The sequence below is a fragment of the Neptuniibacter pectenicola genome (assembly GCF_001597735.1).
In the GTDB taxonomy this organism is placed as follows: Bacteria; Pseudomonadota; Gammaproteobacteria; order Pseudomonadales; family Balneatricaceae; genus Neptuniibacter; species Neptuniibacter pectenicola.
In genome coordinates this window covers 149923-168935 of the sequence record NZ_LUTS01000007.1, presented here as the reverse complement: position 1 = coordinate 168935, position 19013 = coordinate 149923, and the positions used below count along the sequence as shown (strand labels likewise).

At 46.2% G+C, this 19013-nt stretch carries 17 protein-coding genes; 5 read left to right on the top strand and 12 right to left on the bottom strand.

Translation table 11 applies throughout. The annotated features are described in order from the left end of the window. Positions 1-17: 17 nt before the first annotated feature. The 6 genes from nqrE to A3773_RS10980 all read right to left on the bottom strand — a co-directional run bounded on the left by nqrE (position 18) and on the right by A3773_RS10980 (position 6366). On the bottom strand, positions 18-626 hold the full coding sequence (gene nqrE, locus A3773_RS11005; RefSeq protein WP_067985948.1) for an NADH:ubiquinone reductase (Na(+)-transporting) subunit E: 609 nt from the start codon (positions 624-626) through the stop codon (positions 18-20). After that, positions 626-1285, bottom strand: a complete 660-nt coding sequence (locus A3773_RS11000) for an NADH:ubiquinone reductase (Na(+)-transporting) subunit D (RefSeq protein WP_067985945.1) — start codon at positions 1283-1285, stop codon at positions 626-628. The genes nqrE and A3773_RS11000 overlap by 1 nt, the downstream gene beginning before the upstream one ends. Before the next feature lie 3 nt (positions 1286-1288). Beyond that, positions 1289-2071, bottom strand: a complete 783-nt coding sequence (locus A3773_RS10995; RefSeq protein ID WP_067985943.1) for a Na(+)-translocating NADH-quinone reductase subunit C — start codon at positions 2069-2071, stop codon at positions 1289-1291. After that, entirely contained in the window at positions 2061-3269 is a 1209-nt protein-coding gene (locus A3773_RS10990) for an NADH:ubiquinone reductase (Na(+)-transporting) subunit B (protein ID WP_067985941.1), read from the bottom strand. The genes A3773_RS10995 and A3773_RS10990 overlap by 11 nt, the downstream gene beginning before the upstream one ends. A 2-nt stretch (positions 3270-3271) precedes the next feature. Then, positions 3272-4606: a Na(+)-translocating NADH-quinone reductase subunit A gene (locus A3773_RS10985; RefSeq protein ID WP_067985939.1), complete on the bottom strand. Its 1335-nt coding sequence runs from the start codon at positions 4604-4606 to the stop codon at positions 3272-3274. Positions 4607-4932: 326 nt separating this feature from the next. Beyond that, a complete protein-coding gene (locus tag A3773_RS10980; RefSeq protein ID WP_067986024.1) occupies positions 4933-6366 on the bottom strand; it encodes a glyceraldehyde-3-phosphate dehydrogenase in 1434 nt (477 codons plus the stop codon). Between the two features lie 271 nt (positions 6367-6637). Between A3773_RS10980 and mfd the strand changes: the two genes are divergently transcribed. The 3 genes from mfd to A3773_RS10965 all read left to right on the top strand — a co-directional run bounded on the left by mfd (position 6638) and on the right by A3773_RS10965 (position 11463). After that, the gene (gene mfd / locus A3773_RS10975; protein ID WP_156473503.1) at positions 6638-10084 is read left to right on the top strand and encodes a transcription-repair coupling factor; all 3447 of its coding nucleotides are present in this window, start codon (positions 6638-6640) and stop codon (positions 10082-10084) included. Beyond that, on the top strand, positions 10081-10803 hold the full coding sequence (locus tag A3773_RS10970) for a CsiV family protein (RefSeq protein ID WP_067985936.1): 723 nt from the start codon (positions 10081-10083) through the stop codon (positions 10801-10803). Before mfd ends, A3773_RS10970 begins: the two co-directional genes overlap by 4 nt. A gap of 90 nt (positions 10804-10893) precedes the next feature. Then, positions 10894-11463 (top strand): hypoxanthine-guanine phosphoribosyltransferase, encoded by a 570-nt coding sequence (locus tag A3773_RS10965; protein ID WP_067985934.1) that lies wholly within the window; start codon positions 10894-10896, stop codon positions 11461-11463. A gap of 57 nt (positions 11464-11520) precedes the next feature. On the opposite strand, the gene A3773_RS10960 is transcribed toward A3773_RS10965, so the two are convergent. The 5 genes from A3773_RS10960 to sohB all read right to left on the bottom strand — a co-directional run bounded on the left by A3773_RS10960 (position 11521) and on the right by sohB (position 16016). Then, the gene (locus A3773_RS10960; RefSeq protein WP_067985932.1) at positions 11521-12657 is read right to left on the bottom strand and encodes a mechanosensitive ion channel family protein; all 1137 of its coding nucleotides are present in this window, start codon (positions 12655-12657) and stop codon (positions 11521-11523) included. After that, the gene (nagZ, locus tag A3773_RS10955; RefSeq protein ID WP_067985930.1) at positions 12654-13664 is read right to left on the bottom strand and encodes a beta-N-acetylhexosaminidase; all 1011 of its coding nucleotides are present in this window, start codon (positions 13662-13664) and stop codon (positions 12654-12656) included. The genes A3773_RS10960 and nagZ overlap by 4 nt, the downstream gene beginning before the upstream one ends. Before the next feature lie 16 nt (positions 13665-13680). Beyond that, positions 13681-14160 carry a L,D-transpeptidase gene (locus tag A3773_RS10950; RefSeq protein ID WP_067985927.1) on the bottom strand — a complete coding sequence of 160 codons (480 nt, stop codon included), beginning with the start codon at positions 14158-14160 and terminating at the stop codon, positions 13681-13683. Between the two features lie 4 nt (positions 14161-14164). After that, a complete protein-coding gene (locus tag A3773_RS10945; RefSeq protein WP_067985925.1) occupies positions 14165-14824 on the bottom strand; it encodes a TetR/AcrR family transcriptional regulator in 660 nt (219 codons plus the stop codon). 130 nt (positions 14825-14954) lie between these two features. Next, positions 14955-16016 carry a protease SohB gene (sohB, locus tag A3773_RS10940; protein ID WP_082800606.1) on the bottom strand — a complete coding sequence of 354 codons (1062 nt, stop codon included), beginning with the start codon at positions 16014-16016 and terminating at the stop codon, positions 14955-14957. Between the two features lie 91 nt (positions 16017-16107). Between sohB and A3773_RS10935 the strand changes: the two genes are divergently transcribed. Then, positions 16108-16443, top strand: a complete 336-nt coding sequence (locus A3773_RS10935; RefSeq protein WP_067985923.1) for an SCP2 sterol-binding domain-containing protein — start codon at positions 16108-16110, stop codon at positions 16441-16443. Here A3773_RS10935 and nudC read toward each other — a convergent pair. Further along, complete coding sequence (nudC, locus tag A3773_RS10930; protein WP_067985921.1) at positions 16417-17238, bottom strand: NAD(+) diphosphatase; 822 nt, start codon at positions 17236-17238, stop codon at positions 16417-16419. The genes A3773_RS10935 and nudC overlap by 27 nt on opposite strands. A gap of 235 nt (positions 17239-17473) precedes the next feature. On the opposite strand from nudC, the gene nhaB reads away from it, so the two are divergent. Next, positions 17474-18979, top strand: a complete 1506-nt coding sequence (nhaB, locus tag A3773_RS10925) for a sodium/proton antiporter NhaB (protein ID WP_067985920.1) — start codon at positions 17474-17476, stop codon at positions 18977-18979. The last annotated feature ends 34 nt before the right edge of the window (positions 18980-19013 follow it).

Here is a 19013-nt window from a genome sequence, read left to right as displayed (position 1 = left end):
TGTTGACCATGTAGGCATTAAAGCTGCACACCAGAAAATGACATAAAGCCAAGAGACATCAAACCAACAGTAATGAAGGTAATGCCTAGGCCACGTAGTCCTTCTGGTACGTCGCTGTATTTAAGTTTTTCACGGATACCTGCAAGTGCTGTGATAGCTAACGCCCAACCCACACCTGCGCCTGCACCGTAAACCACTGACTCACCAAAGGTGTAGTCACGTTCAACCATAAACAACGCAGCACCCATGATGGCACAGTTAACTGTGATCAAAGGAAGGAATACACCCAGTGCGTTATAAAGAGCCGGTACGAACTTATCTAGGAACATCTCAAGGATCTGAACGATCGCGGCAATTACGCCGATATAAGAGATATAACCTAAGAAACTAAGATCAACTTCAGGATAACCCGCCCATGCTAATGCGCCTTCACGCAGCAGCAAATTGAAAATCAGGTTATTAACCGGCGTAGTGATGGCCAATACAACGATGACCGCAATACCTAGACCTAGTGCTGTTTGTACTTTCTTTGAGATAGCCAAGAAAGTACACATGCCTAGGAAGAATGCCAACGCCATGTTCTCAACGAAAATGGCCTTAACTGCAAGGCTGATATACTGTTCCATTATACCGCCTCCTTCTTAGTATTCTTCGCAAGTTCAAACTCAGGCGCTTCAACTTGAGCTTTATCAAAGCTACGCACTAACCAGATGAACATACCAATAATAAAGAACGCACTTGGCGGAAGCAGCATCAAACCATTTGCTAGATACCAACCACCATCATTGACGAGGGGTAGCACTTCCATACCAAATAGCTTACCTGCGCCGAAAAGCTCACGAAGGAAACCAACGAAAATCAGTACTACACCATAACCTAAACCGTTACCGATACCATCCAAGAACGAGATTCCCGGAGGATTCTTCATCGCGAACGCTTCAGCACGACCCATTACGATACAGTTCGTGATAATCAAGCCGACAAACACCGATAACTGCTTAGAAACATCATAAGCATAAGCTTTCAGAATCTGGTCAACCACGATTACCAACGATGCAATGATCGTCATCTGACAGATGATTCGAACACTGCTTGGAATCTGATTACGGATCAAGGATACAAACATGTTAGAGAAAGCAGTAACAACCGTTACCGCCAACGCCATAACTAATGCCGTATTCAAGTTTGAGGTTACTGCTAGCGCAGAACACACACCTAAGATCTGTAGACCAATAGGGTTGTTCTTAAATAGCGGAGTAATTAGGACTTCTTTAGTAGCAGACATCGCTTAGGCCCCCCCTGTTTTCAAGTTAGCAAGGAATGGTGCATAACCGTTCGCACCCATCCAGAACTTAACAAGATTAGTTACACCATTACTGGTCAAGGTTGCACCTGATAAGCCATCAACCTGATGCTCAGCATTAGCTGAGGCAGCATCAACAGAACCTTTAATCAAACCCAGCGCAGGCTCCATAGAACCTTCAGGGTAAACCTTCTTACCCGGCCAAATTGCTTTCCAGTTAGGGTTATCAACCTCACCACCTAAGCCTGGTGTTTCTGCATGAGAATAGAAACCTAAACCAACAACCGTGTTTAAGTCACCTTCAAGTGCAATAAAACCGTAAAGCGTAGACCAAAGACCGTAACCATGAATAGGTAAGATAATCTTCTCTATCTGGCCATTATCTTCAACCAAGTAGACAGGCATTACCTTAGCTTGATACTTGATCGATGCAGCATCTACTGATTTATCAAGTTTAATACCAAGTTCAGGGTCTTTAGCGGCTTTCTTAGCATCATAACGTGCTGGGTCTGCCACATCCGTATATTTGCCCGTCGCTAGATCAACATATTTCTTTGTGATCGTACTAGCAAACAGCTCAGGAATGTCCTTACCTTCGTAATCAACGCCTGCCGCCGCCAAGATATTGGTCTGGCGATCTAGGTTCTTGTTAGCAATTTGCTGGGGTTTAAGTAATACCGCCGCAGCAGATACAATAACCGAGCAAACCACACACAAAAGAACGGTAACGGTAATCGTTTTACCGATAGAGTCGTTATTAGCTGACATCGCGCGCCATCCTCCGTTTAATGTTCGCTTGAACAACAAAGTTGTCGATCAATGGCGCAAACAAGTTGGCGAATAGAATGGCAAGCATCATTCCTTCTGGGAATGCTGGGTTAACCACACGGATCAACACAACCATAAGACCAATCAGCGCACCAAAATACCATTTGCCCTTATTCGTCATCGATGCTGACACAGGGTCAGTCGCCATGAAGAACATACCAAAAGCAAAACCACCCAACACAAGATGCCAGTAAAATGGCAGTGCAAACATAGGGTTAGTATCAGAACCAATAAGATTGAATAACGTCGCAGTCGCGGCCATACCCAAGAACACACCCGCGACGATACGCCACGCAGCAATCTTAGCTATGATTAACACTAAACCACCGGCAGCAATCGCAAGTGTCGAAACCTCACCTACAGACCCTTGAATTTGACCAATAAAGGCATCAAACCAAGTGATATTCTGAGCTAAGATCGCATCAACACCGCCCGCAGCAGCAAGACTCAACGGTGTAGCACCAGAGAAGCCATCAACCGCAGTCCAGATCGCATCACCAGACATCTGAGCCGGATAGGCAAAGAAAAGGAACGCACGACCGGTAAGCGCAGGGTTTAAGAAGTTTTTACCTGTACCACCAAAAACTTCCTTACCGATAACAACACCAAAGCTGATACCTAGCGCGACTTCCCAAAGAGGGATAGTTGGCGGAAGAATAAGTGAAAACAAGATAGAGGTAACGAAGAAGCCTTCGTTTACTTCATGTCCGCGCTTCATGGCGAACAACACTTCCCAAAAACCACCCACAACGAAGGTAACAATATAAATCGGCAACCAATAGGCGGCGCCATGAATAATATTGTCAAAGATGCTATCAGGATTAAACCCCGTCAATGCACCTGCGATAGCCCCCTGCCAAGATGAAACTTCAGTAAGCCCCATCTGAGCCATGGCGGTATTCGCCTGTAAACCTACGTTGTACATACCAAAAAATACAGCAGGGAATGTACACATCCACACCAAAATCATCATACGCTTCAGATCGACTGCATCGCGTACGTGAGCGGCTGTTTTGGTTACTTGGCCTGGTGTATAAAAAATAGTATCTGCTGCTTCATACAGCGCGTACCAGTTTTCATACTTACCGCCTTTATGGAAATGCGGCTCCATTTTATCAAGAATATTTCTTAAGCTCATGATTAGGCCTCTCTCTCGATACGCGTCAAGTTATCGCGAAGGATTGGGCCGTACTCGTACTTGCCAGGGCAAGCGAATGTGCACAGCGCGAGGTCTTCTTCATCCAATTCAAGACAACCGAGTTCCATTGCATGAACGATATCGCCTGTTACAAGCGCACGTAGCAATTGCGTAGGAAGAATGTCTAGCGGCATCAGTTTTTCAAACTGACCCACAGGTACCATCGCACGCTCAGAACCATTCGTCGTTGTTGTGAAATCAAATTTCTTAGAACGATTTAGGGCTGACGCAAAAAGGTTCAAGACGGAGAATTTATTAGTACCAGGAACAACCCAGCCCATAAATTCGCGCTTATCGCCTTCTTCAAGAATGGTCACCTGATTCGCATAACGACTTAAGAACGCAGTAGGGCCTGCAGCAGCACGACCACTCCATACCGATCCGCTAATAACGCGATTATTTGTACCTATCTCAGCACCGTTAAGCAGTTCGCTAAAGGACGCACCTAAACGTGTACGCAGCAGACTTGGTGATGCAGCACGAGGACCTGCAACCGATACCACACGGTCAGTAAATAGCTTACCTTCAGTAAACAATTTACCCACAGCGATGACATCTTGGTAACCAATGGTCCAAACTGTTTTGTGCTGAGATACAGGGTCTAAGAAATGAATATGAGTCCCTGCGTTACCCGCTGGATGACACCCTTCAAACTCTTCGACAGTAACACCATCGGCTGTTGGGATATCAGCACCGGACGCTTTACACAAGTAAACTGTAGCAGCTAAGCACGTTAGTACTTCAAGACCTTGTGAAAATGCCTCTTTCTGTTCTGCGATAACCACTACTGGGTCTGCTGCAAGCGGATTAGTATCCATTGCAGTCACAAAGATAGAATTTGGCGTTGAACCGGGTTGTGGTACACGACTAAACGGACGTGTACGAAGTGCTGTCCATAGACCTGAAGCGATTAGGCTTTCTTCAACCTGCTCCCGTGTCAAACCAGACAATTCACCAGCACTATATTTATTAAATTCAACCGCGTCATCGCCCTCTAACTCAATCTCTACAGATTGAAGAACACGACGGTCCCCACGATTGATTGCCTTAACTACACCCGCACCTGGCGCTGTGTAATTAACACCTTCTGTTTTCTTATCGGAAAAGATCACTTGACCGAGTTTTACTCGATCACCTACCTTGACAGCCATGGTAGGTTTCATACCTACATAATCAAAGCCAACAATAGCAACGGAGTTCACTGCTGGGCCATCTTTAATAGATTGCTCAGGAGCGCCCGTGATCGGTAGATCCAGACCTTGCTTGATCTTGATCATACGCCTCACCCAATTACGTTAAACTCTTCAGGATTCAATTTCCGTTTTATCAATTCCAAGCGCCCTGTCCCCGAACGCAAAGAATAACTTTATATAGTTATTACGAAAATTGAATTACCCCACCCAAAAATCCGATTAAGTATACCTGAGCAATGCCCTATTTTTCTACAAACACCCACCGATATCATGACGTTACACAAACTAAAGTAGGTAGCTAACTATAGAATCATTATCTATATGTATATTCCTTTATAGAATATAGAGCAATAAACATACAAAAAGCCACCCGCGGGTGGCTTTATACGTTACAAAGGCAAATTCAAGCTTTATTTAAGCTTAGGGAACGCTGGAAGCGTACACTGAGCCATTTTCTGCATTAAGCGAACAACCTGGCAGCTATAACCAAATTCATTGTCGTACCAAACATAAAGTACGCAACGTTTACCGCCCGCAATCGTTGCCAACGCATCAACAACACCCGCTGCACGAGAACCAACAAAATCAGTTGAAACCGCTTCAGGTGAGTTGCTGTAATCGATCTGTTTCTGCATTGGGCCATGAAGCGCCGCTTCACGGATATAGGCATTTAGGGATTCTTTATCTGCCTCAGACTCAAGGTTCAGGTTAAGAATAGCCATAGATACGTTAGGCGTAGGCACACGAATAGCGTTACCCGTTAGCTTACCTTCCATTTCAGGAAGCGCTTTAGATACAGCTTTCGCAGCACCTGTTTCAGTAATAACCATATTTAGACCTGCCGCACGACCGCGACGATCACCTTTATGATAGTTATCAATCAAGTTCTGGTCATTGGTATACGCATGAACAGTCTCAACATGACCATTTTCAATACCGTACTTATCACAAATAGATTTAAGTACAGGTGTAATCGCGTTTGTCGTACAAGACGCAGCAGACAAGATCTCATCTTCCGGCGTGATATCACCGTCGTTAACACCCATAACGATGTTTTTAACGCCTTTACCCGGTGCAGTAAGTACAACACGGGATGCGCCTTTAGATTTAAGGTGAAGGGACAAACCCTCCTTGTCACGCCATTTACCCGTATTATCAATAACCATTGCGTTATTGATGCCGTAAGCCGTGTAATCGACCTCCTCAGGTGAATTAGCGAAAATAACCTGAATCACATTACCGTTAGCTGTAATGGTGTTATTTTCTTCATCAACGGTAATCGTACCTTTAAAAGAGCCATGTACAGAGTCACGACGCAATAAGCTAGCACGCTTTTCAAGATCATTTGCAGCTGAACCTTTACGTACAACCATCGCTCTTAAACGTAGTGCTTGACCACCGCCGGTACGCTCAATCAATAAGCGCGCTAAAAGGCGACCGATACGACCAAAACCGTATAGAACAACGTCAGTGGGTTCACGCTCATCAGAATCGATAGCATCAGCTAACTCTTCTTTTACAAACGCAGCAAGGTCTTGGCCTTGGCCCCCATTGCGGAATTTAACAGCCAACTTACCTAGATCCACATGCGCATTACGAACATTCAGGCTATTTACAACCTCAAGAATGGGCAGCGTGTCGGATACAGTCAGCTCTTGCTCTTCAACCTGACGCACATAACGATGCGCTTTCAGAATATCAACAACAGAACGTTTAATAATCAGGCGACCGAACACTGAACATTCGATATTCCGATCACGATACAAACCACCTACTAGTGGCACCATCGCTTCAGCAATTGCTTCGCGTTCTTTCCAATCAGTAAATACTTGGTCTTGGCTCACAATGAGACTCCAAAAAGCTATGTCAACTCGTTGGCAACCACTAATAAACGACAAGACATCATCTATTAGCAGATCCCCTAAAAATTTGGTGCGCATTATCCTCTTTTAATAGCTATTGAGCAAATTCAAAGGGATATACTTTCGAACCATACAAGCAACAGATAAATTCCGCCATAAAAAGCACCCCATTCCCCCTTAAACGCTATCAATTATGTTTCTAGCCGCTAAACTACTCAGCCAGAATTAACTTCATGCGAACAGGAGTATCGCAGTGCTACAGCTGAACTACCCCCTACCTTCAGGTCCAGGCGATCGAAAACATATAGGCCAAGTCTTTGGTGCCGCTGCAGGCTACCTTATTACCGATGCGGCAAAACGCTATGAAGGGGTCACGCTTGTTATCACTAACGATACTAACCAAGCTAACCGCTTATACAATGAAGTTTGTTTCTTTAAGGAGGAATCACAAGAGATATTGTCTTTTCCTGACTGGGAAACGCTGCCTTACGACACATTTTCCCCTCACCAAGACATTATTTCAGAGCGAATTTCCACACTCAATCGCCTTCCCAGCCTTAAACAAGGCATTTTAATCGTCCCGCTTAGCACCTTGATGCACCGCACTGCACCCGCTGAGTTTATTGCGGCAAATTGCTTTGATTTAAAAGTCGGCGACACCATTGATGTTGAGAACCTTCGCAGACAACTCTCAGATGCAGGCTACCATGCGGTCGATGCCGTATTGGAGCATGGCGAATTCACCATTCGTGGCTCCATTATTGATCTCTTTCCCACGGGCAGTGAATTACCGTTTCGAATAGAACTATTCGATGACGAGATCGAAACCTTACGTACCTTTAATACCGAAACACAGATATCAATCGAACGTATCGATGCCATCAATTTATTACCCGCTAAAGAGTTCCCCTTCGACAAACGCGCTATCAGCGGCTTTAAATCACGCTGGCGCGAACAGTTTGATGTAGATTATAAGCAGTGCCCCATTTATACCAACATTAACGACGGACTTGCCTCACCCGGTATTGAGTACTATTTACCGCTATTTTTTGATGAGTGCAGCTCGATCTTCGCATCGCTACCTAAAGATACGCAGATATTGGTCAATGATGGATTAGAAGATGCCGCAAACCTCTTCGCGGATGAGGTCAGTGAGCGTTACGAGCAGCGCAGACACGACATTACCAACCCCGTGCTACCGCCCTCATCACTTTTTCTATCCACCGATGAACTCTTTGCCTCACTCAAAAATTATGGCCGCCTGACCTTACATGCAGACCTTATTGAAGAGAAAGCGGGCAGATCAAATCTAGACTGTATCCAGCCGCCAGAGTTACCGGTTAATTCGCAACAAAAAGAACCGCTGGCCGCACTGCAATCTTTTTTAATACAGCGCGACGGGGCCGTCCTTTTTTGCGCAGAATCCGCAGGCCGACGGGAAGCACTACTTGAATTACTCTCCCGCATAAACATTAAGCCCACACAAACCGACAACTGGTCAGCCTTTGCCAACTCATCGCTTGATCTAGCCATCACCGAGTTCCCTTTAGAACAAGGTCTATCCGTCCCGGGTGAATTTCACTTAATCACGGAAACTCAGCTGTTTGGTCGACAAGTTTTTCAGCGCCGACGCCGCTCACGGGAGCAAGAGCAAAACGATCAGGTCATCAAAAACCTCTCGGAGCTCAATCCGGGCTCGCCGGTTGTTCACCTCGATCATGGTGTCGGTCGCTATTTGGGCTTACAGATCATTGAGCTTGAGGGTCAGGCGAATGAGTTTCTCACCCTCGAATATGCTGAAGAAGCGAAACTCTATGTACCCGTTTCCTCCCTGCACTTAATAAGCCGGTACACCGGTGCGGGGGACGAAAATGCGCCCTTACATCGCCTAGGCACCGAACAATGGAGTAAGGCTAAACGTAAAGCTGCCGAGAAAGCCCATGACGCAGCCGCAGAGCTCCTCGATATTTATGCGCGACGGGCAGCACGAAAAGGCTTTAAGTTTCACGACCCTGATGAGCAATATCTTCAGTTCTCAGCGTCCTTCCCGTTTGAAGAAACCCCTGATCAAGCCGCTGCCATTGGCAATGTCATTCGTGACATGACCGCACCCCAACCGATGGACCGCTTAATCTGTGGTGACGTTGGCTTTGGTAAAACAGAAGTCGCGATGCGTGCCGCGTTTATGGCCGTACAAAGCGGCAAACAGGTGGTTATCTTAGTCCCCACCACTCTATTGGCTTCACAGCACTTCCAAAATTTTCAGGATAGGTTTGCCGACTGGCCAATTAACATCGAGCTTATCTCGCGCTTCCGTTCCAGCAAACAGCAGGATGGCGCTGTCGAAAAACTGGAAGCCGGTAGCGTGGACATTGTAATTGGTACCCACAAGCTGCTTAACGGCGGCATCAATTTTAAAGACCTTGGTCTTGTCATTATTGATGAAGAACACCGCTTCGGCGTTCAACAAAAGGAGCGCTTAAAATCACTTCGTGCAGAAGTAGATATTTTAACGCTCACCGCAACGCCGATCCCTCGAACGCTAAACATGGCAATGTCAGGCATACGCGACCTCTCGATCATCGCAACGCCACCGGCCAAACGCTTATCGGTTAAAACATTTGTACGCTATAGCGACACGACTGTCGTTAAAGAAGCAATCCTGCGTGAACTGCTACGTGGCGGGCAGATCTACTACCTACACAACGAAGTTAAAAGCATAGAAAAAACCGCCGAAGAACTACGTGAGCTTGTACCTGAAGCACGCATAGGCGTCGGCCATGGACAGATGCGCGAGCGCGAACTGGAACAGGTCATGTCCGACTTCTACCATAAGCGTTTTAATATCTTACTGTGCACCACCATTATCGAAACGGGGATCGACGTTCCCAATGCAAATACGATCATTATCGACCGCGCAGACAAGTTTGGCCTCGCCCAACTGCACCAACTCCGGGGACGCGTAGGCCGCTCGCACCATCAAGCTTATGCTTACTTACTAACCCCGCATAAAAAGTCGATGACCAAAGATGCGGTTAAACGCCTAGAGGCGATCGAAAGCACAAACGATCTTGGCGCAGGCTTCACCCTTGCGACCCATGATTTAGAGATACGCGGCGCCGGTGAATTATTAGGCGAAGAGCAGAGCGGCCAAATGCAGACCGTAGGCTTCTCCCTCTTTATGGAGATGCTTGAGCAAGCGGTTGAATCAATTAGGGAAGGAAAAACCCCTAACATGGATCAACCCCTAAGGCATGGTGCAGAGGTCAATCTACATCTATCTGCGCTTATTCCCGATGATTATCTCCCTGATGTACATAGCCGCTTAATTATGTATAAACGCATCGCCAATGCGAGCTCATCAAAAGAGCTCAAAGAGCTACAAATAGAGATGATCGATCGCTTTGGCCTACTACCCGATCAAGTGAAAAATCTTTTCCAAATAACTGAACTTAAATTACGCGCAGAAGCGATGAACATTGTAAAAATTGATGCGGGCGTAGAAAATGGCCGCATTGAATTTGCAGCCGATGCTAAAGTTGATCCATTAACACTGGTAAAAATGGTTCAAAATCAACCACAAAAGTATAAACTTGAAGGCGCAGACAAATTACGTTTTAGCCTAAACATGGAGAAGACCGACGCTCGCTTCAACGCTATTGAAAGCCTCTTGAGCGATCTGGCAGTTAAAACATCATGATAAAATTGTGCAGAGCCATAATCCTTAGCGTTTTAGCCCTAACCACCCTGACCGCCCACGCGGCTGATTGGTATAAGGTTGAAGTCGTCGTTTTTGCTAATCAAGACAGCGCACCTCTTGCTGACGAATATTGGCCTGAAATCAAAGAAATTCCCGTACCGAGCAATGCCCTCAACTTAAAGCCCTCGAATGCAGAGGGAAGCGCCTATAAACGCTTACCCGGCAGCTCATTAAGCTTACATGATGCAAAAAAGCGCTTACGTAACTCTGGCCCTTATAAAATTTTATTCCACGCGGGCTGGATGCAACCGGTTTACCGCACCCAAACACCCCGCCCTATCCATATTACCGGTGGCGAGATCCTCGATAATGGTATGTATGAACTCGATGGCTACATCGCTGTAGGCCGAGGCACTTATCTTCATTTTCGCCCCAACCTATTCCTAAGCCGCAAGCTAACCGCGGACGAGAATGCCTTGCTACAGTCACCGATCAACACCACCGTCGAAAACAGCGCTGATAACGCTCAAGCCGCTGCTTTAATCACGATGCAAGCCAGCAGTACAGCCACTAGCGCAATGTCTAACGAACTATTCCCCGCCATCCCCGATATATTAACGGTCAACCTTGATCAGGCGCGGCGCATGAAATCAAAAGAGCTCCATTATATAGATCACCCACTCATGGGAATCTTGGTAGAGATTAGACCCGTTCGCTAACCTACCCCACAAGATTAACCATCAAGCCCAGTCCAATGAAGCTGCTTCATAACTGGGCTTTTTCATATCCGATTAAAGAGAAAAACCATCATGCCTAAAATAGATGAGGAAGAGATAAAACGCGTTTACATCCAAGCAGACCTTCTCTACAGCGAGGCGGAGGTCGAGCAGGCAATCAACAAATTGGCAGCACTGGTCACTGAAGATATGGCGGATAAAACGCCCGTAGTCTTCCCCGTATTAAATGGCGGCCTAGTAGTGGGAGGAAAGCTACTGACAAAGCTAAACTTCCCGCTTGAAGCGGGCTATCTACATGCAACGCGCTATCGCAATACAACATCAGGCCACAGCCTTGAATGGCTCATGAAACCCCAAATTGACGTTAAAGGACGAGCGGTACTCATCGTTGATGACATATTTGATGAGGGCATAACCCTGACAGAGATTGTGAACTATTGTCACGCAGAAGGGGCCAGCGAAGTGAAGGTAGCGGTACTTGTACACAAGAACCACAACCGCACCCCCACAGCGACACCAGTACTACAAGCCGACTTTATTGGTCTTGAAATTGAAGATCGCTACGTCTTTGGCTACGGCATGGATTACAAAGGCTATTGGCGAAACGCCCCGGGGATTTTTGCAGTCAGAGAGCGCGAATAAACCTCGCCCGCTGACAACACCCATAAGCCCCTGCGCGCGGGGCTTATGGGTACTTAACTAACGAGGTTCTGCAAACTCTTTCCCTAGCGCAGGCTCATCCATTGCAAAAGGAGGCTGGCTCGCCAAGTGAACAGTCGTTGTTGGAAAGGCGATTGATGCGCCATTCTTCTCAATAATATTCATCACATTGACCATCACATCCTGCTTGATCTCGTGAAAGCGGATCCAGTTCGTTGTTTTTGTAAAGGTATAGATAAAAAAGTCTAACGATGACGGCCCAAAGCGGTCAAAATTAACGATTAACGTTTGTTTTGTATCGATCTCAGGATGCGCTAACAACATACTTTTAACCTCAGCAATAATACCGGTCAACTGAGCCGAATCATCATAACGCACACCCACGTACTCATAGATACGACGGTTTGTCATACGGGATGGATTTTCCACCGATATATTAGCAAAGGTTGCGTTAGGTACATACAAAGGCCGTTTATCAAACGTACGGATGCGAGTTTGACGCCAGCCGATATCCTCTACCGTCCCTTCAATCTGCTTATCCGGAGAGCGGATCCAATCACCCACTTTAAACGGCCGATCCAGATAGATCATTAAGCCACCAAAAAAGTTGGCCAAAATATCCTTAGCCGCAAAACCAACAGCGATACCCCCAATACCCCCAAAGGCGAGAATACCTGAGATGCTGTAACCGTAGTTTTGCATCACAATCATGATGATAATAACTAACAGGATCAGACGAACTAAACGGCCAAGCGCCCCCACCGTTGTCGGGTCCATGGGCTTAACCATACGGTCAGGCATCACCAAGACTTCTTCAATCCCATTAAGGAAGCGGAAAAACGACCACGCAATAATGATAATCAGCACTGAACGAGGCAGCGGACTATCATCATCCAGCACTTGGATTGATAAATGCGCTTGGAAAATCTGTACCAGCCAGTACCCTGCGCTCAACCAAATGAGAAACAACAACGGACGACTAAAGGCATTAAGGATCACATCATCCCATAGCATCTTTGTCTTTTCTGCTTGCCCCATCAGCTGGCCCAGCAAAACGCGCGTTACAATATCAGCTACAACCGCTGCCACACAGATCGCAACCGACAAGATCATCCACGCGGAGGCGTCATACGAAGGTAAATATTCAGTCAATAACTGATTCAGTAGCTCTATCATTTTCCGTTATCCATCAATTTTTTTGCTAAAAGACGCGCAGACGCTAATCTTTCATGCTCTACAGTCCAATCTGAACCTTTCAATTTAACGAGCTCCGACAATGGCGTACAGCCTGAAGTCTCTAGATATGCCAAGATCTCCATTGTACCTGTTCGATCATTACAACACAGTATCGCCTGACACCCTGCCTGCAACGCTTTTTCGGCTCTCTGCGCATAACCACCCACACTATGCGCTGCCTTCATACTCAGGTCATCACTAAAAATAATACCGCTAAAACCAAGCCGCTCTCGCAATATTTTCTGCATCCAAAAGGTCGAGTAACCGGCGGGCGCCGCATCGCACTCAGGGTAGAGCACATGAGCAAACATCATCGCCTCCATCCCGTTATCTATCGCCCGTTTAAAGGGCTGCATGTCAGTATCCCAGAGCTGGGAGAAAGAACGGTCATCAACCGCATCCCCATGATGGGTGTCCGCATTCGCCCAGCCATGCCCGGGAAAGTGCTTACCTGTCGCGGCCATGCCCGCATCAGCCATACCCGAAATATAAGCCTCCGACAACGGCGTCACGGCTTGATAGTCCGTTGCAAAAGCACGATTACCAATCACTGTATTACGCCCATAATCGACATCTAACACCGGCGCAAAACTCAGATCAATATCTAAAAGGCGCATCTCGGCAGCCATCAAATAACCCAACTGAGCCGCTGCGCGCGCACCCTCTGCCTTATCAACGTTAAATAGGTCATAGACACACTGTACCGGCGGCAGCAGCGTAACCCCCTCTTTTAAGCGCTGTACCCGTCCACCCTCTTGATCAATACTGATAATAACGTCTGGACGTAGCTCACGGATCTGTTTGACTAAGACCTTAACTTGACTGGCAGACTCTGTATTTCGCCCAAAAAGAATAACGCCGCCGATCAGGGGGTGCTGCAATAATTTAGATTCAGCTGACGTCAGCTCAATACCATCTAAATCAAGAAACAGGGAAGCTTGCATCATAGATAAGCCTAATTACTTACTCTTGAATAAAAACCGGCGTTCCACAGGAAACCAAATCAAACAGCTCAAGCATGTCTGAATTACGCATACGCACGCAACCATGAGAGCGCGCAACGCCCATAGGTTCGGAATCGGGGGTGCCATGAATATAAATATACCGCTGCATACTATCGCTATTACCAAGACGATTAAATCCCCGCTCACACCCGGATAGCCATAAAATACGGGTCAGTATCCAGTCTCGCTTGGGAAATGAACGGGCCAGCTCAGAAGAATAGATTTCACCGGTGAATCGACGTCCAACAAAAACAGCATTCAGGGGCAAATCTGCCCCTATTTTTGCTCGAATGTAGTGTTTTCCCCGCGGTGTACAGCCACTATTTTTCTGCTCCCCCGCCCCATTTAGCGCAGTAGAAATCGAGTAAGTAGCAACGACCTTAGATCCGTCAACCAGTGATAACTGCTGACGACTAATAGAGATGTGAACCTCAAGCATAGGGTTAAACGCGACAAAAATAGGTTTTATCCGCACGCGCCTGTAAACCAGCAGACAGTACAGGAATCATACGATGGAGGATCTTCTCTACCTCAGCACCACGTTGATATTCACGTTTCTCGATCGTATGAAGGGTTTGAAAATTAGACAACGTAAAGGTGATTGAACCCAATAAAAAATGGAGTCGCCAGAAGAACTCATCATCTTCCATCGGCGCGGCATCTTCACGCAGTAGTAGAATAAAGGGTTGCAAGGTATCTTGATAACGAGCGACAAGAAACTCACGCAACTCTTCTTGATTTTGCATATATGAGAGTTCAAGCAAACGCATAAATACCGCCAATGCATTTACATTATCACGGTTGACGACTAAGAGCGTGCGCATCAAAATCTCGAGCAACTCATCTAAGGTTACCTGACCGGCATCCGTAGACGACTGGCGCTGCTCTAACATTGAGGTTAATTCAGTGCACAGGGGCGTCAAAAATTTCTCAGCCACCGCTTGAATCAACCCTTTTTTAGAACCAAAGTGATAATTGATCGCCGCTAAATTAACATCAGCCTTGCTGGTAATTTGACGAACAGTTGTCTCAGCAAACCCCTGCTCCGCAAACAGGATTTCTGCAGCCTTGATAATACTCGCAGATGTTCCTTTATGATTCATCCAAGCTCCAAACTGGCGTTTAAAACAGATAGTGACAAATTATAATAAAAAAATCCATCTACTAATCAAGCTATGACTAACAAAAACCGTCAGTCATAGCAAAATGTAGAACCCGAACAGATCAAACGGCTTAACGACTCCAAATTTTGGATTGCGTTAAACGCCCCCACCAGCGCAACAAAACTTTGTCACTGGAGGACACCGCTAATTCAGAAATCTTTTCTTGGAAAGATTTTTTCTGCTCATAACGCACAATATAGATATCAGCGTCATCTGCAGCATCCATCATATATTGATCAGAGGTCATCAGCTCATCGACTAAATTAACCGCTAATGCCTGTTTACCAAACCAGATCTCGCCGGTTGCGACTTTATCTATATCAACACCCGAGCGGTACTCATGAACAAAGTTTTTAAACAGCTCATGGGTTTCTTCCAGCTCTTCGACAAACTTTTCTCGACCTTTATCTGTATTCTCGCCAAACACCGTCAGCGTACGTTTATACTCGCCCGCGGTTAATACTTCATAATCAATATCGTTCTTTTTTAGCAAGCGGTGGAAATTAGGTAACTGAGCAATAACACCAATTGAGCCGACAATGGCAAACGGTGCAGCTAACAACTTATCAGCCAAGCACGCCATCATATATCCGCCACTCGCAGCAACCCGATCAACACAGATAGTGAGGGGGATCTCTTTGCGTTTAATGCGCTCAATTTGTGATGACGCTAGACCATACTCATGCACCATACCACCGGGGCTTTCTAAGCGAATAAGCACTTCATCTTGCTTCTCAGCCATCAGTAAGACCGCCGAGATCTCTTGGCGTAGAGGCTCAACCTCACTGGCTTTAATATCCCCATCAAAATCTAGAACAAAAATACGTTTACGACGGGGCTGATCATCCGCAGGCGGTGCTTTCTTCTGGGCCTTCTTATCAGCCTTCGCTTTTTTCTTTTCCTCTTTGAGCATCGCCTTCAGCTCACACTCATCAAGGATCGAGCCCTCTAAGGCTTCTTTCATTTCAGCAAGCTCATCATTAAAATGAATCACCTCAATGTCGCCTTGTTTGCCCTCTTTACGTGACCGCGTTGACACGATCGCAATACCAACCACAACAGCGAGTACAGCAAAGACAATAGTTACTGCTTTTGCAAGAAAAAGACTGTATTCACTTAGAAACTCAATCACCGAGAAAACTCCGAAATAAACTAGTAAGTTTGAAGAGCGCTAATGTATCATATTTCTATCAGTTACCCACCCAGTTTGAGACTTCTCTGTCATGAGCCATAACATCACTGTTGCAAACGTTATTGAAAAACTACCCAGCCGCTTTGTTAAAGAAAACGCAACCGATTTTGAAGCCACCTTTCAATTCACACTCGATGATGAACAGGATTTCCATATCACTATCGCCGAAGGCGCATGCAGCATACATGAGGGCGAACACCCAGACCCCAATGTCACGTTGATTATGGATGCAGAAACCATGGTCGACGTAATAACGGGTCAGAAAGATGGTATGAGTGCTTTTATGACAGGCAAGCTACGCGCTGAAGGCAACGTGATGCTTGCCACTAAGCTGAGCAAGTTATTCAGCCGCGAAAAACAGCGTTGAGTCTTCCGGTAAGGTTTCCCCTATATCAACTAAGAAGCGGTCAATCAGCCTTCGCGCTATAGTAAATTTAGGCGGCAGTACCGGTAAGTTACTGGCAGAGAACCAGTCAGCATCTAAAATCTCTTCGCCATCCGGAGTAATATCACCGCTTTCATATTCAGCCATATAACCCAACATAAAGGAGTGCGGAAACGGCCATGACTGGCTAAAACAGTAGGTGAGGTTTTTCACAGTAATCCCGACCTCCTCTTTCACCTCTCTGACCACCGCATGTTCAGCGCTTTCTCCCGCTTCAATAAATCCCGCCAGGGCGCTGTAACGCCCGGGTGCAAATTTACTCGCATGGGCTAACAAACACTGACCCCCCTTTCTAACTAACACAATAATACACGGGGATATTCTCGGATACTGGCGATGGGCACAGCTACTACAGACCTTAGCAAGCTCACCTGAATGGGCATGCAGTGGAGCCGCACAACGGGGGCAAAATTTGAACGACTCATGCCATATAACAATCTGGGCCGCCGAAGAGAGCAGCGTATATGTCGTCTCATCCTCAACCGAGGCAAGCATTGTTCTTAGTCCACACAGTGCATCTTGATCAACCTGTTCTGGTAGATCGCCCTCAGCAACGATCCCCACACGGTAATTAGCATGATCAATGAGCCCCAGTGGGTAACTGGCGATTAAAGGGATATCCGTTAGATCCTCCGCACTAAATGTCATCACACCTGAGGCGGTGCCGATTAAGTGCTCATTCGACGCCAATAGATAGATACAATTAGAATCAGACAACGATAATACCTCCTTAAATTAACCTAGCATTTAAATCATTACACAAATTTAGAACCAAACTTAAACGATCATCCACACTAAAACAGCAAAAACATGCGCTAAGACAGGAGTTTAGTCTTCTGCTTTTAGACCTCAACTGTTAGTCTTAGCAACATTATAAAAAACAAGCAAAGTCATAATTTCAACTATTATAGCTCCTTAATACTGGCTGTTCTGGCATAGGGAAGAACAATCAATGACAAACTCGCTACCACAAGCACTCGTTAAAAACTTTTTGGGGAACTCCCCCGTCTGGTACAAACAAGCCATCATTGGGTTTCTAATCTTAAACCCAATTATCCTGTTCACCATGGGACCTGTTGTCACGGGTTGGTTATTAATCTTTGAATTTATCTTTACCTTAGCACTTGCTCTCAAGTGTTACCCACTTCAACCCGGCGGTCTACTCGCAATCGAAGCGATCGTTATTGGACTTGCGAGCCCAGAATCAGTGTCTCACGAGGTTGAAGCAAACCTCGAAGTTATTCTGCTACTGATGTTCATGGTGGCGGGTATCTACTTCATGAAGAGCATGCTGTTGTGGGTATTTACTAAGATCTTACTTAAGGTCCAATCGAAGATTGCAATCTCCCTTCTCTTCTCTTTCTCAGCGGCTTTACTGTCTGCGTTTCTTGACGCATTAACCGTTACCGCGGTACTGATTAGTGTTGGGGTTGGCTTTTATGCGGTTTACCACAAGGTCGCCTCCGGTAAAACCTACCATCATCCAGATCATGACCATGCGGATGATAATGCGGTTCAACACAACCATGAAGAGGATCTAGAGCAGTTCCGAGCGTTTCTACGAAGCCTACTTATGCATGGCGCGGTAGGCACAGCACTGGGCGGTGTATGTACCCTCGTCGGCGAACCTCAAAACCTTTTGATTGCCGAAAAAGCCGGTTGGGATTTCATTCAGTTCTTTGTTTTAATGGCGCCGATAACCATGCCGGTGCTCATCGCAGGCCTGCTAACTTGCGCCTTACTCGAAAAGTTCAAAGTACTCGGTTACGGCACATTATTGCCCGAAAATGTTCGCAATGTACTGGTTGATTATGCAGGTGAAGAGGATGCTAAGCGTACAAAACGCGATAAAGCAGCCCTATTGATCCAAGCGATTGTTGCCGTTTTTCTCGTCATTGCACTGGCACTACATCTTGCTGCGGTAGGTATTATTGGCCTAACCATTATTATCTTGCTAACCGCATTTAACGGCATTGTAGAAGAGCACCAAATCGGTAAAGCCTTCGAAGAGGCACTACCCTTTACCGCACTGCTGGTTGTTTTCTTCTCCATCGTGTCCGTGATCCATGATCAGCACCTATTCCAACCGATCATTGAGTCTGTATTGAAGATGGACCCTGATTCACAACCGGGCGTATTCTTTATCGCCAATGGGGTTTTATCGGCGATCAGTGATAATGTGTTTGTGGCGACGGTCTATATTAATGAGGTTGTTGCGGCATACGAAGCGGGCAGTATTACTCGCGAGCATTTCGATGTATTGGCTATCGCAATTAACACCGGGACCAATATTCCAAGCGTGGCAACCCCTAATGGTCAAGCAGCCTTTCTATTCTTGCTGACCTCGGCAATCGCCCCGCTCATCCGTTTATCTTATGGTCGCATGGTACTGATGGCATTACCTTATACTATTGTTATGAGTATCACCGCCTACACTGCATTAATCATGGCCCATTAAGGGGTAACACCCAAAAAAAAAGCTCCGCATCTGC